Source organism: Streptococcus sp. 4094 (genome assembly GCF_013277125.1).
GTDB lineage: Bacteria > Bacillota > Bacilli > Lactobacillales > Streptococcaceae > Streptococcus.
Genome location: NZ_VMMI01000033.1, coordinates 71,418 through 92,829 on the forward strand (window position 1 = coordinate 71,418; position 21,412 = coordinate 92,829).

General features: G+C 38.9%; 44 protein-coding genes. 39 read left to right on the forward strand and 5 right to left on the reverse strand.

The features are described 5' to 3' along the window. Positions 1–6 precede the first annotated feature (6 nt). The 4 genes from HT721_RS07690 to HT721_RS07705 all read right to left on the reverse strand — a co-directional run bounded on the left by HT721_RS07690 (position 7) and on the right by HT721_RS07705 (position 2,125). Entirely contained in the window at positions 7–510 is a 504-nt protein-coding gene (locus HT721_RS07690) for a hypothetical protein (RefSeq protein WP_173229518.1), read from the reverse strand. A 12-nt stretch (positions 511–522) separates the two neighbouring features. Next, the gene (locus tag HT721_RS07695; RefSeq protein WP_173214355.1) at positions 523–906 is read right to left on the reverse strand and encodes an ImmA/IrrE family metallo-endopeptidase; all 384 of its coding nucleotides are present in this window, start codon (positions 904–906) and stop codon (positions 523–525) included. Between the two features lie 9 nt (positions 907–915). Continuing rightward, positions 916–1,266: a helix-turn-helix transcriptional regulator gene (locus HT721_RS07700; protein WP_173214357.1), complete on the reverse strand. Its 351-nt coding sequence runs from the start codon at positions 1,264–1,266 to the stop codon at positions 916–918. A gap of 769 nt (positions 1,267–2,035) precedes the next feature. After that, the gene (locus HT721_RS07705) at positions 2,036–2,125 is read right to left on the reverse strand and encodes a type I addiction module toxin, Fst family (protein WP_073177132.1); all 90 of its coding nucleotides are present in this window, start codon (positions 2,123–2,125) and stop codon (positions 2,036–2,038) included. Between the two features lie 101 nt (positions 2,126–2,226). Between HT721_RS07705 and HT721_RS07710 the strand changes: the two genes are divergently transcribed. Both HT721_RS07710 and HT721_RS07715 read left to right on the forward strand, forming a co-directional pair. Then, positions 2,227–2,436, forward strand: a complete 210-nt coding sequence (locus HT721_RS07710; protein ID WP_173214359.1) for a helix-turn-helix transcriptional regulator — start codon at positions 2,227–2,229, stop codon at positions 2,434–2,436. Positions 2,437–2,598: 162 nt separating this feature from the next. Continuing rightward, positions 2,599–2,769: a hypothetical protein gene (locus tag HT721_RS07715; protein ID WP_173214361.1), complete on the forward strand. Its 171-nt coding sequence runs from the start codon at positions 2,599–2,601 to the stop codon at positions 2,767–2,769. Here HT721_RS07715 and HT721_RS07720 read toward each other — a convergent pair. Then, positions 2,752–3,222 (reverse strand): hypothetical protein, encoded by a 471-nt coding sequence (locus HT721_RS07720; RefSeq protein ID WP_173214363.1) that lies wholly within the window; start codon positions 3,220–3,222, stop codon positions 2,752–2,754. The two genes, HT721_RS07715 and HT721_RS07720, sit on opposite strands and share 18 nt — an antisense overlap. A gap of 117 nt (positions 3,223–3,339) precedes the next feature. Here HT721_RS07720 and HT721_RS07725 point away from each other — a divergent pair, with 117 nt between their 5' ends. The 37 genes from HT721_RS07725 (at position 3,340) to HT721_RS07905 (ending at position 21,349) form a co-directional block, all read left to right on the forward strand. Further along, positions 3,340–3,483: a hypothetical protein gene (locus HT721_RS07725; protein ID WP_173214365.1), complete on the forward strand. Its 144-nt coding sequence runs from the start codon at positions 3,340–3,342 to the stop codon at positions 3,481–3,483. Between the two features lie 72 nt (positions 3,484–3,555). Then, entirely contained in the window at positions 3,556–4,263 is a 708-nt protein-coding gene (locus tag HT721_RS07730; protein WP_173214367.1) for an ORF6C domain-containing protein, read from the forward strand. 12 nt (positions 4,264–4,275) lie between these two features. Further along, on the forward strand, positions 4,276–4,533 hold the full coding sequence (locus tag HT721_RS07735) for a hypothetical protein (protein ID WP_000370958.1): 258 nt from the start codon (positions 4,276–4,278) through the stop codon (positions 4,531–4,533). A gap of 85 nt (positions 4,534–4,618) precedes the next feature. After that, positions 4,619–4,939, forward strand: coding sequence for a hypothetical protein (locus HT721_RS07740; RefSeq protein ID WP_112445619.1), 321 nt, complete (start codon positions 4,619–4,621; stop codon positions 4,937–4,939). A 65-nt stretch (positions 4,940–5,004) separates the two neighbouring features. Continuing rightward, positions 5,005–5,253: a hypothetical protein gene (locus tag HT721_RS07745; RefSeq protein WP_240149596.1), complete on the forward strand. Its 249-nt coding sequence runs from the start codon at positions 5,005–5,007 to the stop codon at positions 5,251–5,253. Continuing rightward, entirely contained in the window at positions 5,244–6,137 is an 894-nt protein-coding gene (locus HT721_RS07750; protein ID WP_173229520.1) for a DnaD domain protein, read from the forward strand. The genes HT721_RS07745 and HT721_RS07750 overlap by 10 nt, the downstream gene beginning before the upstream one ends. Then, on the forward strand, positions 6,137–6,331 hold the full coding sequence (locus tag HT721_RS07755; protein WP_050234594.1) for a hypothetical protein: 195 nt from the start codon (positions 6,137–6,139) through the stop codon (positions 6,329–6,331). The genes HT721_RS07750 and HT721_RS07755 overlap by 1 nt, the downstream gene beginning before the upstream one ends. Then, positions 6,331–7,005, forward strand: coding sequence for a DNA methyltransferase (locus tag HT721_RS07760; protein WP_000975313.1), 675 nt, complete (start codon positions 6,331–6,333; stop codon positions 7,003–7,005). The genes HT721_RS07755 and HT721_RS07760 overlap by 1 nt, the downstream gene beginning before the upstream one ends. A gap of 9 nt (positions 7,006–7,014) precedes the next feature. After that, positions 7,015–7,242: a hypothetical protein gene (locus HT721_RS07765; protein WP_031222755.1), complete on the forward strand. Its 228-nt coding sequence runs from the start codon at positions 7,015–7,017 to the stop codon at positions 7,240–7,242. 86 nt (positions 7,243–7,328) lie between these two features. After that, entirely contained in the window at positions 7,329–7,724 is a 396-nt protein-coding gene (ssb, locus tag HT721_RS07770) for a single-stranded DNA-binding protein (protein WP_000609556.1), read from the forward strand. A 15-nt stretch (positions 7,725–7,739) separates the two neighbouring features. After that, positions 7,740–7,907, forward strand: a complete 168-nt coding sequence (locus HT721_RS07775; RefSeq protein WP_173214375.1) for a hypothetical protein — start codon at positions 7,740–7,742, stop codon at positions 7,905–7,907. A gap of 167 nt (positions 7,908–8,074) precedes the next feature. Next, positions 8,075–8,386 carry a hypothetical protein gene (locus HT721_RS07780; protein ID WP_173214378.1) on the forward strand — a complete coding sequence of 104 codons (312 nt, stop codon included), beginning with the start codon at positions 8,075–8,077 and terminating at the stop codon, positions 8,384–8,386. Continuing rightward, positions 8,379–8,861 (forward strand): DUF1642 domain-containing protein, encoded by a 483-nt coding sequence (locus tag HT721_RS07785; RefSeq protein ID WP_112445635.1) that lies wholly within the window; start codon positions 8,379–8,381, stop codon positions 8,859–8,861. Before HT721_RS07780 ends, HT721_RS07785 begins: the two co-directional genes overlap by 8 nt. Continuing rightward, the gene (locus HT721_RS07790; protein WP_173214380.1) at positions 8,861–9,055 is read left to right on the forward strand and encodes a hypothetical protein; all 195 of its coding nucleotides are present in this window, start codon (positions 8,861–8,863) and stop codon (positions 9,053–9,055) included. The genes HT721_RS07785 and HT721_RS07790 overlap by 1 nt, the downstream gene beginning before the upstream one ends. Continuing rightward, entirely contained in the window at positions 9,052–9,312 is a 261-nt protein-coding gene (locus tag HT721_RS07795; RefSeq protein WP_049515369.1) for a DUF1372 family protein, read from the forward strand. The genes HT721_RS07790 and HT721_RS07795 overlap by 4 nt, the downstream gene beginning before the upstream one ends. Then, complete coding sequence (locus HT721_RS07800) at positions 9,312–9,770, forward strand: hypothetical protein (RefSeq protein WP_173229522.1); 459 nt, start codon at positions 9,312–9,314, stop codon at positions 9,768–9,770. Before HT721_RS07795 ends, HT721_RS07800 begins: the two co-directional genes overlap by 1 nt. Positions 9,771–9,778: 8 nt before the next feature. Beyond that, on the forward strand, positions 9,779–10,270 hold the full coding sequence (locus HT721_RS07805; RefSeq protein ID WP_173214384.1) for a MazG-like family protein: 492 nt from the start codon (positions 9,779–9,781) through the stop codon (positions 10,268–10,270). Next, complete coding sequence (locus HT721_RS07810) at positions 10,267–10,692, forward strand: YopX family protein (protein ID WP_173214387.1); 426 nt, start codon at positions 10,267–10,269, stop codon at positions 10,690–10,692. The genes HT721_RS07805 and HT721_RS07810 overlap by 4 nt, the downstream gene beginning before the upstream one ends. Next, the gene (locus HT721_RS07815; protein ID WP_173214389.1) at positions 10,689–10,922 is read left to right on the forward strand and encodes a DUF3310 domain-containing protein; all 234 of its coding nucleotides are present in this window, start codon (positions 10,689–10,691) and stop codon (positions 10,920–10,922) included. Before HT721_RS07810 ends, HT721_RS07815 begins: the two co-directional genes overlap by 4 nt. Further along, positions 10,915–11,091, forward strand: a complete 177-nt coding sequence (locus HT721_RS07820) for a hypothetical protein (protein ID WP_173214391.1) — start codon at positions 10,915–10,917, stop codon at positions 11,089–11,091. The genes HT721_RS07815 and HT721_RS07820 overlap by 8 nt, the downstream gene beginning before the upstream one ends. Further along, the gene (locus tag HT721_RS07825) at positions 11,084–11,479 is read left to right on the forward strand and encodes a helix-turn-helix transcriptional regulator (RefSeq protein WP_173229524.1); all 396 of its coding nucleotides are present in this window, start codon (positions 11,084–11,086) and stop codon (positions 11,477–11,479) included. Before HT721_RS07820 ends, HT721_RS07825 begins: the two co-directional genes overlap by 8 nt. A 6-nt stretch (positions 11,480–11,485) precedes the next feature. Beyond that, positions 11,486–11,674, forward strand: a complete 189-nt coding sequence (locus tag HT721_RS07830) for a hypothetical protein (protein ID WP_173214395.1) — start codon at positions 11,486–11,488, stop codon at positions 11,672–11,674. Between the two features lie 17 nt (positions 11,675–11,691). Further along, positions 11,692–12,093 (forward strand): transcriptional regulator, encoded by a 402-nt coding sequence (locus tag HT721_RS07835; protein ID WP_173214397.1) that lies wholly within the window; start codon positions 11,692–11,694, stop codon positions 12,091–12,093. A gap of 189 nt (positions 12,094–12,282) precedes the next feature. Beyond that, complete coding sequence (locus HT721_RS07840; RefSeq protein ID WP_049505458.1) at positions 12,283–12,825, forward strand: site-specific integrase; 543 nt, start codon at positions 12,283–12,285, stop codon at positions 12,823–12,825. Between the two features lie 455 nt (positions 12,826–13,280). After that, positions 13,281–13,607 carry an endonuclease gene (locus tag HT721_RS07845; RefSeq protein WP_033686226.1) on the forward strand — a complete coding sequence of 109 codons (327 nt, stop codon included), beginning with the start codon at positions 13,281–13,283 and terminating at the stop codon, positions 13,605–13,607. Between the two features lie 140 nt (positions 13,608–13,747). Next, the gene (locus tag HT721_RS07850) at positions 13,748–14,140 is read left to right on the forward strand and encodes a P27 family phage terminase small subunit (RefSeq protein WP_001118282.1); all 393 of its coding nucleotides are present in this window, start codon (positions 13,748–13,750) and stop codon (positions 14,138–14,140) included. Continuing rightward, positions 14,133–15,863: a terminase large subunit gene (locus HT721_RS07855; protein ID WP_173214399.1), complete on the forward strand. Its 1,731-nt coding sequence runs from the start codon at positions 14,133–14,135 to the stop codon at positions 15,861–15,863. The genes HT721_RS07850 and HT721_RS07855 overlap by 8 nt, the downstream gene beginning before the upstream one ends. A gap of 21 nt (positions 15,864–15,884) precedes the next feature. Then, on the forward strand, positions 15,885–17,087 hold the full coding sequence (locus HT721_RS07860) for a phage portal protein (RefSeq protein WP_173214401.1): 1,203 nt from the start codon (positions 15,885–15,887) through the stop codon (positions 17,085–17,087). After that, positions 17,071–17,646 (forward strand): HK97 family phage prohead protease, encoded by a 576-nt coding sequence (locus HT721_RS07865; protein ID WP_049543890.1) that lies wholly within the window; start codon positions 17,071–17,073, stop codon positions 17,644–17,646. Before HT721_RS07860 ends, HT721_RS07865 begins: the two co-directional genes overlap by 17 nt. Next, the gene (locus HT721_RS07870; RefSeq protein WP_173214404.1) at positions 17,643–18,809 is read left to right on the forward strand and encodes a phage major capsid protein; all 1,167 of its coding nucleotides are present in this window, start codon (positions 17,643–17,645) and stop codon (positions 18,807–18,809) included. The genes HT721_RS07865 and HT721_RS07870 overlap by 4 nt, the downstream gene beginning before the upstream one ends. 11 nt (positions 18,810–18,820) lie before the next feature. Continuing rightward, positions 18,821–19,090 (forward strand): hypothetical protein, encoded by a 270-nt coding sequence (locus HT721_RS07875; protein ID WP_173214406.1) that lies wholly within the window; start codon positions 18,821–18,823, stop codon positions 19,088–19,090. Positions 19,091–19,092: 2 nt separating this feature from the next. Beyond that, a complete protein-coding gene (locus HT721_RS07880; protein WP_112445584.1) occupies positions 19,093–19,344 on the forward strand; it encodes a hypothetical protein in 252 nt (83 codons plus the stop codon). A gap of 3 nt (positions 19,345–19,347) precedes the next feature. Then, positions 19,348–19,650, forward strand: a complete 303-nt coding sequence (locus tag HT721_RS07885) for a phage head closure protein (protein WP_173214407.1) — start codon at positions 19,348–19,350, stop codon at positions 19,648–19,650. Next, positions 19,647–20,006: an HK97 gp10 family phage protein gene (locus HT721_RS07890; RefSeq protein ID WP_173214408.1), complete on the forward strand. Its 360-nt coding sequence runs from the start codon at positions 19,647–19,649 to the stop codon at positions 20,004–20,006. The genes HT721_RS07885 and HT721_RS07890 overlap by 4 nt, the downstream gene beginning before the upstream one ends. After that, positions 20,003–20,326, forward strand: a complete 324-nt coding sequence (locus HT721_RS07895; protein WP_173214409.1) for a hypothetical protein — start codon at positions 20,003–20,005, stop codon at positions 20,324–20,326. The genes HT721_RS07890 and HT721_RS07895 overlap by 4 nt, the downstream gene beginning before the upstream one ends. An 11-nt stretch (positions 20,327–20,337) precedes the next feature. After that, positions 20,338–20,919, forward strand: coding sequence for a major tail protein (locus HT721_RS07900; RefSeq protein ID WP_173214410.1), 582 nt, complete (start codon positions 20,338–20,340; stop codon positions 20,917–20,919). Positions 20,920–20,929: 10 nt separating this feature from the next. Continuing rightward, the gene (locus HT721_RS07905; RefSeq protein ID WP_173214411.1) at positions 20,930–21,349 is read left to right on the forward strand and encodes a hypothetical protein; all 420 of its coding nucleotides are present in this window, start codon (positions 20,930–20,932) and stop codon (positions 21,347–21,349) included. Positions 21,350–21,412 lie beyond the last annotated feature (63 nt).

Consider the following 21,412-nt stretch of genomic DNA (forward strand, 5'->3'; position numbering starts at 1 on the left):
CTCCGTTTATTTTAGTATTTTCATTTCTCCTCTGTACTCTTGAGATATTTGAGTTTTATCAGAGTCTGAGGTATAAACAAGTAGTTGAGGTGTATCTTTTTCCACATCAACATTGTAACCTTTTTCTTGAGCCCACTTTTCAAAGATAGTATTTTTAGCTTTTAGAAATTCATTTGAAATATAGATCTTGCGGCTAGGGCTTTCATTTTTCCAGCTTTCTCCAATTCGCACTGAAATATATTTATCGTCGCCTCCAGAAACAAAATCAATCTTTTCCCCTTTATCAATAATTTCAGCGTTGTCTTTAAAATACAAGGCAAAATCTTCGCCTAACTCTTTAGTCATTTTAAATTTCTGTTCAACTGCTGTTGATGTTTTTTCAGATTTGGTTGCAGTATTTTTAGATGGGTTCTTTAAAATACTATTTGTCACACCAATAGCCAAAAAAGCTATCAGTCCCCAAAACCATACTCGCTTATAAATTGGCTTAGAATTTTTTCTTTTGTTCATGTTTTTTCTCCTTTATCCAACTAGTGACTTATATTCCTCTTTTACCATGATTTCATTTGTCATGGTTTTGAGGTTGTATTTCTCCATGAAGTGGAGGTAGTTGAAATTAGTGATGTCATCCATCGTTTCTAGCTCTTCTTTTAGCAGGTAGTGGATCATGTTTCTATCTGCTTGGAGTTCGTATTCTTCTCGTCTTCGTTTATACTGCTCCGGGTTGTGGTCTTTGTGCCCTATCTCGTGATAGATGACTTTCTTTTTCTCAATATCATCTAGGTAAGTGTCTACCGCTATGAGATTGTAGGGTTGGTTGTAAAGTCCTTTATTGTGGGAACCTCTACCATCAAAATAAACTAGATCGATACCTTGTTCAGAACAGACTTGTTCGGGTGTTGTCATAGGCAAGTATTACTTTCTATTTCTCATACGAGCTTCTAGTAGTGAGGAGATGAGGTCTAAATCCTCGTCGTTGAGTTCGTGTCCATCGTAAAAGAAGCTTTCTGCTGCGTCCTTTTTGAAGTCTATTTCTGTTTTTGTGACGGTATCCCTAGCGATAACTGGGTTATCTGTTCGTCCGAGCAGGTAGTCGGTGGATACGTTGAAGTAGTCAGCGATTTCTGAAATTCGTTCAGTGGATGGTTTTGAATTTTTTAGATTATAAATAGTATTTCTACTGTAACCAAGTTTTTCTTCCAATGAATTTATTGAAAGTCCCTGCTTTTTGGCAAGTTCTTTAATTCTGTCAAATGTCTGAAACATTGATTTTTCAACCTTTCTGAGAACATGACAAAAAATATTTAATATTTCTCATTAAAACACTTGACAAAGTTAATGCGAAGTATTAAAATAGTTTTTGTAAGTTAATGAGTTAGTAAAAAACAAAGTTAAAACTTATCTAAAAAATAAATAGCTTTGGCGAGCAAATAAGTTGATAGATATAAGGTTTTATCAAGGTTTTTAATTATGCTTTCATTTTAATACTATACATTAAATTTGTCAAGCGTTTTATAAAATAATTTACTAACTCTTTAACTCTGTTCCTTGACAATTGAATAGAGCATGTGAGATAATAGGGGAGAAGAAAAGAAAGATGTTGCTTAGCAACGTGTTCACGCTTAACCTCTAAGTCGCCAGCTTGGAGGTTTTTTGGTACGTAAAAAACACCCCACATCGCCAGATTGTGGAGTGCAAGGCGTTAATCCTCATCGCTATGTTTGTCTAGTAGCCAGGTCAAGATGACTGGGGCTAGTGCGACAACTAGCGGATGGGAAAGAAAAGAAATTATCGTGTCCACGCTTTTCACCTCCTTAGCTGTATGGTTAACAGCGGGGATTTGTGACTAACGCCGTCACTATTATATCACATTTCTAATTCAGCTTGTCAGAGATTTCTTTTGACAACTGAAAATAGATGTGAGATAATATAGGGGAAGTGAAGATGTAGTCTACTATAACTACAAAAAAGCCCCTGCTGATAACCACAAAAGCAAGGGCTTTTTCTAGTCTACGCTAGAAAGGTGGGTTGGTCGCTATTTCTTGTTTAGCCATTTTTCGATGACTATCAGGATGATACCGACTACCAAGGGTAGAATAATATTTGTGAAGATGTAATCTACCATAGGCTCCACCTCCCTTCTAAGGCAGATGTGCCGTCACTATTATACCACATGCTCTATCAGTTAGATAGGGCATTTTTTATTTTCAAAAAGGAGGAGGTTACATGAGCCAACAACATCTTAAATGGATTGAGCTTGTAAAAGAGCGAATTGAAAAACGTGGGTGGTCGCAGACGGACCTAGCTACCGTCGTAGGCGTTAGTCCGTCAGCCATCACACAGTTGCTTAAGGATGGAAAAGGGAGCGATGATTTGAAGCTTCGTATTAACAAGAAGTTGAGAATTAGCGAGTCGTGGGAGAAATTTGAGGAGTAGAAAAATGAGACCAAGACGATATCCGTATAGTGGACAAAAATAGTCCACCTTTGTAAAGGCAGACCCTGAGTTATTATTGAATATCGATAAGATTGATTGTGGGAATATAAAAACAATAAATCTATTTGGAAAAATTTTAGATAAAGAAAGTAGGTAAGAAGAATGGCTAAAAATTCAATGACCCTTGAAGTTAAAGTAAATATTACGAATATGGAGAAATTTAATGATCTTGTCAAAGAGTTCAATAAAAAAGCTCACGAGCTTGAAGAGCTTGCTCATGAGCTGAATTGGTTTCGTTTTGAAGCAGATATCCTATCAAATGATGGCAACTAGTTCAAAATTAGTATTTTCTGGAAACAGATAAATTGGATATGATTCTTTTGTTTCGAGATTACGGAACTGGTAACCAAAATAATCTTTTTTTGCATTTGAATTTTTTTCAGTTAGTATTTCAATACTAGCTTGTGATAGCAACTTAAAAATCTGAATACGAGCTTGTTCCATATCAGACACTCTATTCAAGGCTCTTAGTTCGTGTTCGCTTGGGAATGCACTTATCAATTCTTCTCTATTATCTAAATAGGTTATAGAATCATCCAGATAATCATATTTTAATTTGAAATCGATAAAAGATAAATTCCTGTATTCTTGATAGGTTACAAAGGTAATATTTTTATCTTGGAATCGGTAGACGAGGGAATCATTTTGTAATTCATCCTTAAATTCCGTAAGACCAATTAAAAATTTATGACAAGCTTCTAAAATACGAATTTGATTTAGATTCATTTTATTTTCCTCCTTTCTGTTGGAATGTTGACTAAAACGGTGAGAGGTCCTAGTCAAGATTATTATAGCAATTTAGGAGGATATTACATCAGTCTTGAGGCTGATATAGGAGGTTGAATGGAAGATAAAATCATCGAACTTGCTGATTACTTCATCAGCGAAAACACAACGTACAGAGAGGCTAAAATAGCGTGTGAGAAGCTATTTAGACAAGTCAGCCATGAGATAGAACTCAGGGCGATGGAAAGTAAAACTTTTTAAACTAAAAAGCACCTAACAATGTCAGGCGCTCAACAAAAATAACTAACTGAATTATATCGCGAAAGGAACATTATGAACGAAATTTTTAATTTTCACGGGCAGGAAGTCCGTACTCTGACAATTGATGACGAGCCTTGGTTCGTCGGGAAAGATGTGGCGGATATTCTGGGGTACCAAAACGGTAGTCGAGATATTAACCGTCACGTAGATGATGAAGATCGTCAAAACTACCAAAACGGTACTTTTGGAAATAGAGGCGTTACCGTTATCAACGAATCTGGTCTCTACTCTCTTATCTTATCCAGTAAATTACCTCAAGCGAAAGAGTTTAAACGTTGGGTGACATCAGAGGTTTTGCCAGCTATTCGCAAGCAGGGGGGATTTATCCGTGAGGACTTGGATGAGGATGCCTTCATTGCTCTATTTACTGGACAGAAGAAATTGCGTGAGCAACAAGCTAGCATGATTGAAGACATCGACTACCTCAAGAGTGAGCAACCGATTCATCCAAGCTATGCTCAATCTCTCCTGAAGAAGCGTAAGGCTAGGGTTGTGGCATGCCTGGGTGGTATTGATAGCCCAGCTTATGCAGATAAGAATTTTGCTCAGTCGGTATTTAGACAAGCTGAGATTGATTTCAAGGATCATTTTAATATTAGTCGCTATGACCTGCTACCCAAGAAGCATGCGGATGCTGCTCTAGCTTACTGGATGACGTGGGAGCCAAGCACCAATACCAAGATGAAAATCATGAAATTGAACTCATTTGACGAAGGGTAAGAGGGGAAGAAGATGGACAATGTTCTACTTTCACTATCTGAATGGATTAAATCCATTATCAAGGACACAATCACTAGATTGGTTGAAATCGAAAAAGATAGTGACCACTATCCAGAGTTGATGGATGTGAACACTACATGTGATTTTCTAGGAATTAAGTATGCCACATTTTCAGATAATTATCGTTACTTAAAGGGATTTCCAAAGGAATTACCTGGTAAGAAATGGTCAAAAAGAGCCATCAAAGAATGGCTCTCTAATCAAATATAATAACTTTACTAAAAGGCTTCTGGACAAGGTCTTAGCAAAATTATTTGACTATATTATAACACAAAAAGAGCATAAGGAGATAAAAATGTTTGAACCACCGATTTTAGACCAGCTGATGGGTGCTGGAGCTTTGCTGATTGGATTTGCAGGGCTTTGCCGTCATATAAAATTGCAAGAGGATCGTAAGGAAAAAGAAAGACGAGAAGAGCAAGAATTTGCGTCTATGATTATCCAAGGCTACAACCATGCATACGAACGTGGTAGAGAGGCACAGCGTCAAGAAATCCGCAAGAATATCCGTAGAGAGTTCAAGGGTTTTACCTACGACAATGAACCACCTGTAGGCTTACGCCCTGAGCCATTAGCCTTACCAGAGCCGAAACAGTCTGCAATCAGACTTTTGTAATGAGGAGGGCAGAAATGGAAGAATTGATTGAATGGCTGTTATGGCACGAGAGAGTGAATAAAGAAATGTTATCGTCTGATGAAGAAAAGTCTGACTTTGAAATATATTTAGAGGACGAGAACAGGAAAATTTCACTTATCAAAGAATACCTAACCGACTATGGAAAACTAGCCAAGGACTACCGTGATGTGGTATCTGAAAATAAGCTGTTAAAGGTCGAGAAGATGGCGCTAGAAGGCAGACACATCTATGAGGATATGCGAATGAAGTATCGCGCTAACCGTAGGAAGTGGGGTGTGAGATTATGGCGTTAAAAAACAAGCGGTATTTCTGGATCCAGCTTGCTCAAGACTTCTTTAAGTCAAAGGAGATGAAACTACTTCGTAAGATTGCTGGTGGAGATACACATACCATCATTTATCTCAAAATGATGTTAATTAGCTTGGAAGACGGAGGGCATATTTACTATGATGGACTTGCAGACAATCTAGCTGAGGAAATTGCTCTTGTCATTGACGAAAATGTTGAAGATATTAAAATTACATTGATTTTTTTAGAAAGCAAAGGATTGCTGACTAGAAACTCTGACCGTGATTATTTCTTAGAACAGGTTCCTGAGATGGTTGGGAGTGAAACAGCGAGCACTCGTAGAAGTCGTAAGCACAGAGAATTACAAAAGTTGCATTGCAACACTATCGCAACAACTTGCAACGGAGATATAGATAAAGAGATAGATAAAGAGATAGATAAAGAGATAGAGAAAGAGATAGAGAAAGATATAGATAAAGATAAAAATCCAGTCGAGCTCATCGTGGAAGAATATCAATCTCGTATTGCTCCGTTGGATGGAACTCAATTTGAAATCTTGAAAGAGTTCATCACCTTGGACGGCATGGAAGCGAAAGTTGTCCTGAAAGCAATTGGTCTTGCTGCTGACAATGGTAAAAGAAATTTTAGCTATATTAAAGCAATTTTGACGAATTGGAAAAAAGACGGGGTCTTGACGATTGCAGCAGTAGATGAACGTGAGCGTCAATACAGAGAAAGTAAGATCAGCAATCGCCAAGGACAAGCAAAATCTAACGTTCCTGAATGGTCTCAACCTAACTATGTGAATACCACGAGTGAGGAGGACAAGAAAGAGCTTGAAAAACGGAAACGTGAATTACTTGAAAGGCTTGAGAATGGAGGTGTCTGATGTTTATTTTAAAGCATGGTACAAGAGAGGACAAGCCCTTTCTGAGGTCCGCAGTTATCGGAGTGACTGGCTTGGACATTTCATGTTCTGAGGAGAAGAAAGCCATGCGGTTTGTTTCTCGGGCGGCAGCCTTACAGGTTGGAAAGGCTTTGAGGGGTTCCTTTGGGAACTTTTACCCTGTTGAGGTGGAGTGATGATGAAATTCTTAAATGGTGACTGCATGGACATCATGAAACAATATCCTGATAATTACTTTGACCTAGCTATTGTTGATCCACCATATTTTTCTGGTCCAGAAAAAAGGAAATTTTACGGACGGAAAATCAGTCCAATAGGTGTAAGCAGACTCTATGGCGAAATCTCAGAGTGGAAAATTCCAAACAGAGATTATTTTGATGAACTTTTCAGGGTATCTAAAAATCAAATTATTTGGGGTGTGAACTACTTCGACTATTCTTTTGGTTCTGGCCGTATTGTGTGGGACAAAGTTAATGGTCAATCAAGTTTTTCAGATTGTGAGATAGCGTACTGCAGTTATCATGATAGTACTAGGCTATTTCGTTACATGTGGAATGGTATGATGCAAGGTAAATCAATCTCTGAAGGTCATATACAACAAGGAAATAAGGCATTGAATGAGGTTAGAATCCATCCGACACAAAAACCAGTCAACCTTTACCTTTGGTTATTGCAAACTTACGCAAAAGAAGGCGATAAAATACTTGATACTCACGTCGGTTCAGCAAGTAGCTTGATTGCTTGCGGAGAGCTAGGATTTGACTATGTTGGATGCGAGATTGATAAAAGTATTTTCAACCTCGCTCAACAGAGACTTGATGCTTATGAGAAGCAGTTGAAGTTATTTTAGGAGGTATTGATGTTAGAGCTTTACTTCGTCTACAACGGGCACTGCAAGTTTTACCTTGGGACGTTTGACAATGTCGATGATCTCATTGAGCAAATGGAAGATCATCAGTGGGCTTTCTCGGCTATCACTCAGCCAAGGTTTCAGAAGCACATTGGTCAGCGGACGACACGGTTTGACTATGGTGCGAAGGATTGTTACTATTTAGCAACTTTTTCAGGAGGAGAAGAAAATGATTGAATTTATTAAAGAATTTGGAATAACTTTTCTGTGCTTTTTTATCGGTTACTCAGTTGTGGAATGTGCGACAGGAAAGGAAAAGAAAGATGATTAATAATGTTACGTTAGTGGGGCGCTTGACGAAAGACCCTGAATTAAAACATACACCGTCGAATGTGGCGGTTGCTACCTTTACTCTGGCGGTCAATCGGAATTTCAAGGGAGCCAACGGCGAGCGAGAGGCAGACTTCATCAACTGTATGATGTGGCGCAAGCAGGCGGAGCTATTCGCAGAATGGTGCAAGAAGGGTAATCTGGTCGGTGTGACGGGTCGCATCCAGACAAGGAACTACGAGAATCAGGAGGGGCGCAGGGTCTATCTGACTGAGGTGGTCGCAGATGGTTTTGAGCGACTTGAAAAGCGTGATGATACAGCTAACCGTTCGAACATTGAGGAACAAATGCCAGGATACGCCCTTGAAGAAGATGATTTTCCGTTTTAGCAGGAAGTGATAAATATGATTGGATTAACCTATCAGGAAATTCATCTCTTTGTTGAGTTTTTGAAAAAGCAGTATGGGCAAGGTCGTCCAGACTATATTGAAGCACTGAACGACTTAGACGGCTTGGCGAAAGTCTCCTATAGAGAAGCTATTGAAAGATTTTTAGAAGATGAAGTACGATAAACAGACAGTCATCGACGGATTGAAACGAACAATCGAGCAGACGAAGGCAAGGATAGTTGAACTATCTGAGCCGTGTGTTAAATCACTTGCTTTTAGCAGGTCTGAGGAACGTGACGTGCTTAAAAAGAAAGTGAAAGGATGGAAGAAGAGAATAAAGGAGTTGGAAAATGAAATATAAAGTGACAGAATACCATTCAGATTTTCAGGAAGAACAGACTGGCACTTGCGAATTGTGTTTTGGTACAGCGTGGGTTGAAAATGGTTCAATAACGGTTGAAGATGAAAATGGAACTGAAACAGAAATTTATTTAACGGTTTGGGATTGGGGCGATTACAACACAATCTACATTGATAATGTGGTTAACTTCTCAGCTTGGTTGCAAGAAAGGGAAGTTGACCCAATCAGTGAAGAAACCGAACCTTGGTCGTGGTTGCATGAATTGGTAGAAAAATATAACGAGGAATTGGAAGATGAATAAGCAGGAAGCGTTAAAAAGGATTGAGGTACAGAAAGAAACCCTCATAAGACTTACTGGCTGGGCAGTTTATGTATATATAGAGGAGCTTATTAAAAGTCTTGACGAACCAAAACCGGTCAAAGTACCTCAGTTTGTGGCAGATTGGATAACGCATTCAAAAAATATAGGGCGTTCTCTATTTGGAGCAATGAGTATCTTTGAAGAAAATACCGAGATTAAAAAGTGGCTGCAATGGGCAGATAATCAAGAAACATTCGCACTAGCTTGGATTTTAGGCTATGAGGTCGAGGAAGAAAAGCGGTATACAGTAGTGATGAAAACAACAAAACAACCGCTATATTATAATGCTGGGGATAAGAAACTATTCTTCTCTCTGGGTGGACTAGCTACGAATTTTACCCAAAAACAACTAGAAGAAGCGGATTTCGGCTGGGTATTCGATTGCCCAGGGATTGAGATTGAGGAGGTGGAGTGATGAAGAAAATAACGTTTATCATAGGGTTAGGAGGCGAGCAAATAGAATTCAAAACAAATAGAGATGATTTTATCAATGAATTAAAATTTCGTTATGAAAACAAGCAACTTCTTGAAATCAATCTTGGTCCTGAGATTGTGTTGCTCAATCCCAGCAAGATCTTATTTGTTAAAATCAAGGAGGTCGCAGAATGAAACGTTTTATCGCAATCTGGATTTTATTGTCTGCCGGATTAAATATCTGGCAGATGGACAGGATTCGAGATTTGGAAGAGAAGAAGCCGATGGTTATCTACAAGGCGGATAACGCAGGCGCAGAGATATTCGGTAAGGTCGTCGAGAAAGGGCGACATGGGAAGCTATATACACTTACGATTCGTGATTACGGGGTGTTCGTGGTTACTAAGGATGTGTACGAGAAAGTGAAAGTTGGGGATGAGGTGTTACTCTAATGGACGATATTTTACAAGCTTTAGCAAAAATGCTAAATATGACTGTTGATGAAGTAAGTTCTTTGCTTACAACATTTAAAGGGAATGCACCACAGATTTATGAAATGTTCGTTAAAGAAAAGATGATTTATGATCTCTTCAGTCTTTTTCAAATCATGTCAATTATAATATTTAGTGTTTCTGCAGTAGTTTTAGCAGTTTTAACTCTCATATATTTTACATACGATGGTGGTTTTGTTTATTCCTATGATATACGTACAGGAAAAACCGAGGAAGAAATTAAATTAGAACGCATTGAACGGAAAAGAAAGGACTTAAAAATACCACTAAAAATTAGTTGCATTTCATCAAGCGCAAGCTTGATAACATTAGTTCTTGCAATTGTTTTAAAAGCAACTCTTGCACCTAATTATATATTCATCGTGAATGAAATTTTACCAAGAATAACGAAAAGATAGGAGTTATCATGAACACACTAGAACAAGTCAAACGATGGTTTATAGACCGTGATTTAGAAAATGGTGGACGACTAGACAAGCAGTCATTAAAACTTAGCGAAGAGTTCGGTGAGTTGTGCGCAGGCTATCTCAAGAAGAATGAGAAGCTGACCAAGGATAGCATTGGAGATTGCGCAGTCGTGATTGTCGGTCTGGGATTGTTGAGCAAAGTGGATTTGGATAGTATTTTTGAAGAGTCGAAGAATGTTAGAAAGAACGATATTATGACATCATTCGCGTACGCAAATACATGTATTAGCAACATTCAAACAGAACAACATCTGAAACTTATGACCTTACGTATAAAATCATTGACTCTATTGATTGGTCATCTAAAATCAATCAGCAAGTCGCTAGGTTATGATTTTGAAGAGTGTTTTGAACTGGCATACCAAGAAATCAAAGATCGCAAGGGTCGTTGGATTGATGGCAGCTTTGTGAAGGAGGAGGATTTGGCATGACACCAAAATTTAGAGTGTGGGATAGCGTAGAAAAGAAATTCGTAGAACATTTTTTTATCACAGATAACGGCTTGATTTGCAACATGGAAAAACCAACATCGGACTCCAAACTTCTTATTCCTATCGAAAAGTCAGAATTGATCCTCATGCAATCAACAGGACTCAAGGATAAGAACGGGGTGGAGATTTTCGAGGGGGATGTGGTTTCTAGGAATAGTGGAATGCCCAGCGTAGTCAAATTTGGTAAATGGATTTATGAGGAAGATTTTGGATATAAAATAAAAAATATCGGGTTTCACCTTAATTCTAGTTGTGATGATGATGAATGGTTTCAAGCTATGGACTATGAAGATATTCGCAAGAATTATGAAGTCATTGGCAATATCTACGAAAACCCAGAACTTTTGGAGGATAAGGAATGAACCCAGAAATAATTGACAACATCAACAAACCAAGCCACTACCAAGGTAGATATGGTATGGAATCTATCGATGCTTTAAGGAATTTCATGACACCAGAACAGCTGAAAGGCTTTTATCTTGGAAATGCCTTGAAGTATCAACTGCGATTTCAGAAGAAAAACGGTCTTGAAGACCTGAAGAAAGCCAGAAAGAACCTTGACTGGCTGATTGAGGAGATGGAACATGAGTGAATACGCTTTGTATCAAGGTGATGCATTCATAACATTGGGCACTCTTACTGAAATCAGCAAAGAAACAGGAATCGCTGAAAGGATGTTGAAGTATTACACTTTTGCATCTACACAAAGAAGAAATCCGAATGGTAGGGCAGTCGTAAAGATTGAGGTGGATGATGAATAGAGAAAACAAAAAATTCCCAGAACAATTACGGATGTGGCGGAAATCAAGGCGATTGACACAAACACAAGCTGGGAAAGTGCTCTGTGTTTCCGCAAACACGATTAGTAGTTGGGAAAGAGGCAAGGTACCGCCTGAACGTTTTAGAAAACGAATAGCTGAAGAGTTAGGAGTTGAGGAATCAATTTTATTCGATATAGTCCCCAAAGAGTTCAATACCATTTTGAAAACAAAACGGCTAGAGCGTGGACTGACTCAGAAAGAGTTAAGCGATAAGTTAGGCTATTCCGTTTCAACAATCAATAATTGGGAGAACGGTGCAAGTATTTTAGAGTTTGCCATCGAAGATATCTGTACGTTTTTTGGGATTGAGATCCAAGAAAGGAATTAAAAGTCAATGAACAAAAGAATTAAGAAAAAGATAGCTAAACGGCAGATACAAGAAAAGCAAGAAGAATTAGCCAAACAACTACGGAAGTTAAGTCCTGAAGAAATTGAAGATATAGCTAAAATGATTAACCAGGCATTTTCTAATATTCGCAAGGCTTTCTCTCAGATATTTGATAACTTGTTTACATTTTTTTAAAAACTTGGAGGTGGAAATTGAAAAAATTGAGCGACGAAGAACTCAAAACGTTAGACAGAGAACTTTTCAAATTTCAAAACATTCAACGCACAATAGACTTAAGAAGGCTAGAATTAGAAACCAGAAACCCAGATGCCCAAAATGGGCCTACTGTAGGAATAAGCAAGCCTACCGAAACTATCGCAATCAGAATCGCGGATGATCCGACTTTAAAATTTCTTGAAGGATTTAAAGGGATTATTAACAAACTACTGATCAATCTAGTTAATGAAGATAAGGAAATCTTTAATCTGCGCTGGAGATATCCTCAACTGAGATGGGAAGAAATAGCAGAACAGAAATTCATGAGCAAAGCTACAATCTATCGACGTAGAAGGATTATCCTAGAGCAGTACGCTATTTTGAAAGGTGAGTTGTAAATAAGATTGAGACAAAAGACATCTTGAAGTCTCACAAAAAAAGGTCTATTATGATAGCATGAACTTCTGAAAACAAAAACACAAATCACATGTTGGAGTCATCCTATTTTTTCCAGAAAAGTTGTTTAACAGAGGAACATCATGAGTCAGCAACCAGCTGGCTTTTTGTTTTGTAGAAAGGAGGCAGTTATGGAATTTGTATCACCGATAAAAGATAATGATGACATTCAAGCTATGAAAGATTATCTCAGAGAATGGAATGAGATGTATTATATGCTATTCATCACAGGTCTGAATACTGGTTTACGAGTCGGAGATATACTTACCTTGAAAGTTAAAGATGTCCAGGGATGGCACATCAAGCTGAGAGAACGGAAGACTGGCAAGCAGATAACAAGACGGATGACAAAAGAACTCAAGAAAGAAATGAGAAGATATGTCGAAGACAAACCATTTCATCATTTCTTATTCAAGAGTAGGCAAGGGAAAAATAAAGCAATCACTCGTGAGAGAGCCTATCAAATTATTCATGAGGCTGCTGAAGAGCTTGGCATTGATAATGTCGGCACACATACAATGCGCAAGACATTCGGCTATAAATATTACAACAAGACAAAGGACGTAGGGACATTACAGAAAATGTTCAATCACTCATCACCTGCAATAACCTTGAGATACATAGGGATAGAACAAGCAGAGCTTGATGATGCTTTACGGAACTTTGTCATTTAATTTTTTAGATATTACTTTCACATAATGAGTTAAGCATAAACTGAAAAAATGAAACTCTTTAAAACCCATGCTTAGTAAGGGTTTGAGATTTAGAGTGAGTTTAACAAAATATAAGATATGTGAAAGTGAGGGATAAAATTGGTATAGTTGAAGGATGGAACATTGAGATTATTTCTAGGATATCTAGTTGTTTATTTTTTTACCCTAATTATTTTAGTCATTTTTTTTGATCATACAAAAAGAGATGTATTAGACTTCCTTGCTGAAGGGCTGCGATTTATTTTTTTACCGTTCGTTTTTCTTTTTGTATTAGTCTATGATTTGATAAATAAAAGATGAGACAAAAGACATCTTGAAGTCTCACAAAAAAAGGTTTATTATGGTAGCATAGATTTCTTGTATGAGATGGGATAGGTCAAGAGCCTGTCCTTTTGTTTTGCAAAGGAGTATATATCATGTACAACAAACCAGTCAGACAGAGCTTGAAGACAAGGAAGTGGAACAAGTTCCGTGACAAGGTCATGAGACAACACGATTACCTTTGCCAAGAAAGTCTAAGATATGGGCAGTCAGTTCCAGCTGAAATGGTTCATCATATTTACCCAGTATCTGAGTATCCGGAACTTGAGTATGTATCTTGGAATTGTTTGCCGCTGACCAACCGCAAACATAATACGTTCCATGACCGCAACAACGATAAGATAATCGGAAATGGAATTTATTGGCAGAAGAAAAGAAAAAAAGAATTTTTAAATTTTTTCAAAAACAAAAATGAAAAATGAAAAAAATTTTTTATCCCCCCCACTTCAAAAAAATTTTTTCGAAGCCTCTGGGAACCGGTGAAGGGAACTTTTTCCAAGTCGGGGGCCTTCAAACAAAAAGGGGGTAAAAACTAAGCGATTTTGACGAAAGGAGGTAGTTTTTGGCTAAACCAATTACAGCGAAGTCGATTAAGTCAAAAGTAGTCAAGCAGATGAAAGACTTGGGCACTTATCGTAAAGAGTTCGAAATGATCATTGATATTTTTGCAGGAATGCTCTATCAGTATCAGAAACTTGCTCAAGATTATGCTGACATGGGTTATCCAGTAACAGACACCTACGTCAATAAGGCTGGTGCTGAAAATGAGCGCAAAGTTCCAATCTTGACAGCTATGGAAATTTTGAGGAAAGACATTCTCAGCTACTCTAATCAGTTGATGATGAATCCTAAGTCGCTCGGTGAGGTAGTAGAACAAGAGGGTGAGTCAGTTCTTACTGAGGTCCTGAAGTTCAAGAACGAAATCAAGAAGAAGCGAGTGACTGGCAATGGGTAATCTTGATAAAGCAAAAGAATACGCTCAACACGTCTTAACTCACCGAGAAGAACATTGCGAAGAGAACATTTTTGCTGCTGAACGTTTTTTCCGTGATTTAGAAAATCCAGCGTTTGAGATGGATGAGGATATGGTGGATTTTGTTATTCACTTTATCGAGAACGTGATAGTTCATCAGCAGGGCGATGATATGTTTGCGGTATCTATCCGTAACAAGCCATTACTCTTGCAACCTTGGCAACATTTTGTAGTTGTGAACCTGTTTGGATTTTACTATAAAGGGACGAATGAGCGCAGGTTCAAAGAAGCGCTTATTATGCTTGCTCGGAAGAATGGAAAGACCTCGTTTACTGCTGCAATTGCACTTGCTTATCAGATTCTGGACACGGATAGCGGTTCGAAATGCTATATCGTTGCTAACTCAGTCAAGCAAGCGATGGAAGCTTTTGGTTTTTTAAGGTTCAACGTTGAACGATGGAATGATAAGAACATTCGTATCAAGGACAATAACCAGGAACACTCTATTACTGCTAACTTTGGTGATGAGGGTTCTTTCTTTATCCAAGCTCTAGCGAATGATGAGAGCCGATTGGACTCTTTGAATGGGAATGTTATCATCTTGGACGAAGCTCATACTATGCGAAACAGTAAGAAGCATGGTCTTATGAAAAAAACAATGTCGGCATACCGTAACAGTATGCTTTTTGTTATCTCTACAGCTGGGGATATTCCTACTGGGTTCCTTGCTAACCGTCTGAAATACTGTCAAAAGGTGCTCAAGCAATTGGTCACTGATGATTCATTTTTCATCTTCATCTGCAAGGCTAATCAATCTGCTGATGGTGATGTAGTAGACTATCTGGACGAGAACATCCTCAAGATGGCTAATCCGTCATGGGGTGTCACGGTTTCGCTCAAGGCTCTCAAGGAAGAAGCAGAGCAGGCTATGAATGATCCTCAGACTCGAAACGAGTTTTTCAATAAGACCCTGAATATCTTCACTAACTCTATGAACGCTTATTTTAATCCTGATGAGTTCATTGCGTCGGATAGTTGCTACGATTGGAGTTTAGAAGAGCTGGCACGCTTGCCGATTCGTTGGTATGGTGGTGCGGACTTGTCAAGATTACATGACTTAACAGCAGCTGCTCTCTACGGTGTCTATAATGATGGTGAGAAAGATGTTGATATCTGTATCACACATGCTTTCTTTCCTCGGATTAATGCTCAGAAGAAGGCTAATGATGATGGGATTCCACTTTTTGGCTGGCAATCTGATGGCTGGCTGACGATGAGCAACACTCCTACCGTTCTCTATGATGATATCGTCAAATGGTTCATCAGTATGCGTGAGCGTGGATTTAAAATCCAAGCTGTGGGAATGGATAGGAAGTTTGGTCGTGAGTTTTTGGCCAAGATGAAAAAGGCTAAGTTCAAGATGATTGACCAACCTCAGTTATTCTATCTGAAATCTGAGGGGTTCAGACGGATTGAGTTCAAAGTCAAGAACAAGGAATTTTACTATCTTCATTCTGACGCTTATGAATACTGTGTGAGCAATGTTAGAGCGATTGAAAAGGTGGATGACGCTGTGCAATACGAAAAATTAGATGGAGACGGTGGTACTGCAAGGATTGACTTGTTTGATGCCAGCGTCTTTGCTTGTATACAGGCTCTTGCTAATCTTGGCAAGGGTGGCGATGTGATGAGATTCTTTGATTAGAGAGAAAGGAGGTGAGGAAACATGGGTATTTTTGAAAAGTTTTGGAAACGAAACAAGCCAAGTAAGCCAATCAACATGCTGAGTCATTCAGATTTAGGGTTGTCAAACCTGATGGATTCGTATGTACCTTTGGCCAGAAATCCAGATGTGGTGACAGCGGTTAATAAGATTGCTGATTTGGTCTCTAATATGACCATCCACTTGATGGAAAATACAGATAAAGGTGATATCAGAATCCGTGATGGGCTTGCTAGAAAGATTGACATCAATCCCTGCGAACATATGACAAGGAAGTCATGGATTTTCAAGATTGTGCGCGATTTGCTTCTATACGGCGATGGAAATTCTGTCTTACATGTGGAATATGAACCTGTTACGGATTATATTTCTAATTTAAGACCATTTCCGATGAGAGAGGTTTCATTCCAAACAGATAAGGATTCCTATGTAATCTCATTTAGGGGTGAAGAGTATTCCCCTGATGAAGTAGTCCACTTTGTCATCAATCCAGATCCAGATATTCCATACATTGGTACTGGTTTTAGGGTGACGTTGACAGATGTGGTTCAAAGTTTGAACATGGCTACGAAGACTAAAAAAAGCTTTATGAACGGTAAGAACATTCCTAGTCTTATCGTTAAAGTAGACTCGTCCAGTGCTGAACTAGATTCGGAGCAAGGGCGTGAGCGTATCGCTGAGAAGTATTTAAGTACTAGCAGGGTTGGCGCTCCATGGATTGTTCCAGAGGCATTGCTGGACATCCAGCAGGTAAAACCGCTTAGTCTAACGGATATCGCTTTAAACGAGTCTGTGGAATTAGATAAAAGAACCGTTGCAGGGCTATTAGGAGTACCTGCTTTTATTTTGGGCGTGGGAGAGTTCAACAAGACAGAGTATAACAACTTTGTAAATACGACTGTCATGAGTATCGCTACTACCATAACCCAAACTCTAACAAGGGACTTGTTGGTATCCAGCAATCGTTATTTTAAGCTAAATCCTCGTTCACTCTTCTCTTACAACATTACGGAGTTGTCTGCTGTTGCTCAACAAATGGCAAACAGTGCTGCAATGCGTCGTAATGAGTGGAGGGATTGGCTAGGGATGGCTCCTGATCCTGAGATGGAAGAGTTGATTGTTCTTGAAAACTTTCTCCCTCAAGAGAAACTAGGAGATCAAAACAAACTGAAAGGAGGTGAGGAAGAGAATGCAGAAACGGAATAGTTATCGTGCCACTCAATTTCAAACGAGGGAAGAAGACTCTGGTGATTTGATTTTGAGTGGCTACTTTATCAAGTTTGACGAGGAGACGGAATTGTGGCCAGGCTACTGTGAAGTTATCAAGCGTGCTGGAGTTGAAAAAGCTATCACAGACGCTGATATCAGAGCTTTATTTAACCACGATGATAGTCTTGTTCTCGGTCGAACAGGTAACGGAACTCTGACACTGGGTGTTGATGATGTTGGTCTTTTTGGGGATATCATCATTAACAAGGATGATCCTCAAGCGGTTGGAGCCTATGCCCGTGTCAAGCGTGGAGATGTTATCGGATGTAGCTTTGGCTTTATCCCGATAAAAATCGAAACAGAGGAACGTGAAGATGGTTCGTATCTGGACACTGTCTTAGAACTAGAAATCTTTGAAGTGAGCCCATGTACTTTCCCAGCCTATCCACAAACGGAAATTGCTGCACGACAAAAAGACTTTGAAAGTCAGAGTCGTGCTAATCGTGAAGCGCTAGATAAGCGCAAGAAAGAAATTAAGGAGAAATTTAAGCTATGAATAAGGCGTTAATCTTTGGTGCTCGTATGCGAGCAAAAGCAACTAAGGTAGTTGAGTTGGAAGAAACTATCGAAGAATTGAACAAACGTTCGGTTGTTGAGTTAGAAAAGTTGGATCGTGCTGAAACTGATGAAGAAGTTTCAGCAGTTGAAAAGACTGTGGACGGTCTTCAAAAGGAAATTGAAGAAAAAGAAGTTGAAAAAGCGCAGTTGGAAAAAGAAATTGAAGAGTTGGAAAAACAAATCGAGGAGCAAAATCGAAAAGCACCAACACCAGGTAAAACTGAGAAACGAGGAGGCAAAACATTGGAACAACGCGAAGCATTTAATCACTACCTTCGAACAAAAGAAGTGCGTGCTGATGGTCTCAAATCCGCTGAAGGGGAAGCAATCATCCCTGTTGAATTGATGACGCCTAAAGAAGCGAAACAAGACAAGACAGATTTGACTTCATTGGTCAACATCGTTAATGTCAAGAATGCAAGCGGTAAATGGGCAGTTGTAAAATTGACTGATCAAACAATGAACACTGTTGAAGAGTTGGAAGAAAACCCTGAATTGGCTAAACCAACCTTTACAAAGGTGAACTATGAAATCAAAACACGTCGTGGTCATTTGCCAGTATCTCAAGAATTGATTGATGACGCTGACTACGATGTCATGGGATTAGTTGCTAAACAAGCTAAGAACCAAGAACGTATTACTAAGAATAAAGAGATCGCTAAAGTTCTCAAGACAGCTACAGCTAAAAGCGCAGCTGGTTTGGACGGCTTGAAAGATATTCTCAACGTGGAATTGAAACCGTACTACGATGCAACTATTGTATGTACCCAATCTATGTTCGCTGCTCTTGATAAAATCAAGGACAAGGACGGTCGCTATATGCTCCAAACAGATATCACATCTCCAACTGGCTACAAGTTCGCTGGTCGTGTAATCGATGTTTATCCTGATAACATCATTGGAGATGCCAAAGGTGAGATGAAAGCCTTCATCGGTGACGTTGGAGAGTTTGCGACATTGTTTGACCGTGCTCAGACAACTGTCAAATGGCAAGATGATAAAATCTACGGTCAGTATTTGGCAACTGCTAATCGTTTTGATGTAGTCAAGGTAGATAGCGATGCAGGATTTTATGTGACCTATACAGATGCTGTTTTGTAAGGAGGTAGTAAATGGTATATAAGGTAATCCGTCCTTTTAAGGACTTACGAGACCCAAAGAAACATTGCTATGAGGTTGGGGATAATTACCCTAGAGCTAAGCACAAACTTGATAAAGAGTTTGCGGAGACTCTGCTAAATGGGGCAAATAGTGCAGGATCTATTTTTTTGATGAATGTAGAAGATAAGGATATGTCGAAAGATGACACATTAACTACAGAAGTAGAAAAGGAAGAAACAAAGGTAGTAGATGTGAAAACTGAAGAGGGAGACGAGGAGTAGTTATGGACAATGCTCAATTATTAGAATTGCTTAAGCTAAAATTGGGTATAGCAACAAAACTACGCGATAAGCCCTTGGAGAAAATCATCGAATCTGTCAAAACAGAACTGGAAGATAACTTAGGAGTTCTACTTGACTTAGACAGCCCAGAAGACCAAATGTTTGTAGTTGATTTTGCAGCCTTTCGCTATGAGGGTGGGGTGGATATGCCACGCCACCTTTTATGGCGATTGCATAATTTGAAATTGAGGTAAGTCATGGCGTGGAACAATGAAATTACACTAATTTCTAAGATTAAAACAGGACTAGATAAATTACACCAACCTCTATTTGAAGAAAAGCGGTTGACTATTTTATGTCGTAAGCGTTCCATTGCTCGTTCTGAATTTTATCAGGCTAGCCAGGTTGGACTTAGACCAAGACTTATCCTTGATATTCATAGCTTTGAGTATAACAACGAGGAAGAAGCGGAATTTAATGGGAAACGGTATCGTATTCTCAAAACATTTCCGATTGGTTTAGAAATTCTGGAGTTGACCTTGATGGAGGAATTGCCATGAGTTCAACAGGTGACCTTTCAGCAGAAATCGCTAAAGCACTGAGCGAATATTCTAGTGAGTTAGAAGATGAGATTGACGCTATCGCACAAGAGTTAGGTGATGAAGCTGTTGCGACTTTGAAAGCGACAAGCCCAAAGAATAAAGGAAAGTATGGAAGAGGATGGCGTCTTAAGAAAAACGCAAAAGGCTCATACGTAATCCATAATGCTACAAGACCTCAATTGACTCACCTACTTGAAAATGACCATGTCTTAAGGAATGGAGGTCGCAGTCGTGCTATTCCTCATATCCAACCTGTAGAAGAAAAGCTAATCAATTCCTTTGAACGGAAAGTGAAGGAGGCTATTCAAAAATGAAATTATCTGACCTTGTCGATATTCTAAGTCAAGCGAATCTACCTATAGCCTATCGTGCATTTGAAATTGGACACGTTCCTCAAACACCTTACCTTATCTACTTTGAATCACATCCAGATATCAAGAGAGCAGACAACGAACAGAAATACCAGATTAAATCTGTGACTGTAGAGCTTATCTTTGAACGTAAAGACGAAGATTTGGAAGAGATCTTGGAAGAGTTGTTGTCTAAACATCAACTTGTTTTTGAGGTATCAGAAGAAAGCTATATCCCAACAGAAAGGCTATCTGTCAAGCCTTATACTGTTTATTTGTACTAAAGGAGAAGAAGATGACAAAAACAGAAAATACAGTAACCTATGGATTGAAAAACGTGCATATCGCACCAATCGAAAGTATCAACAGTGAGACAAAAGTCATTAGCTACGGGCAAATTTTCCGTTTCCCTGGAGCTATGAACTTGGAGTTAGAACCAAAAGGAGAATCGAAAGCAATCCAAGCAGACGATGTGGACTACCACTTCATGAACTCAAACGAAGGATATGAAGGGAAATTGAAAGTGCCGCATATCACGGAAGAGTTTGCGACGAAAATTCTAGGAGAACTCAAGGATGAGCAAACAGGAGTATTGACTGAAAAAGGCGATGCTTCAACTAAACCGTTTGCTATTATGTTTGAATTTTCAGGAGATAAAAATAAGACTCGTTACGTTATCTACTACTGCTCTGCTAGTCGTCCATCAAACGGCTCTGGTACTAAGAGTGGAACAACTGTCAATGAACGTGAACTTAGCTTTAAGGGTTCACCACGTCCGCTTGATAGCGTAGTGAAACGTTCGATTACGTCTGCAGACAAGAAAGAAGTGTATGACGCTTGGTTTACTAGCGTTTATGAGCCAACATCTCTAGGATAAGGAGTAAAGAATGCGTCGAAGTATTAAAATCAGCAATAAGCGCTATGAGCTTGCAACAAATGCCTATACTCCAATCGCTTACAAGAACGAGTTTGGGCAGGATTTTTTCAAGGACCTTTTAGGACTTTTGAAAAATAAGCAATTGGTAGCTCAATTGAACCAATTGGAAAAAGGTAATGATTTGGTAGCGGAAAGTGTCGATTTATCTCTTTTAGAAGATTTTGATATTACCTTTTTCTATCGTCTATTTTGGGTATTTGCTAAATCTGGCAATCCTAAAATTAAACCGTTTGATGATTTCTTTATGGAGATGGAAGAATTTCCTCTTGACGAAGTTTGTCCGCTAATGATGGAAATGTTGAATACGGTACTACAAACAAAAAAGAAACAGACACATCAGAAACAGCAAGTGAAGAAGCCTTCACGGTAGAATCTTATCTATCTTGTTGCAAGGAAACTGGCTTATCTATCGATGATCTCAAGAACATTTCTA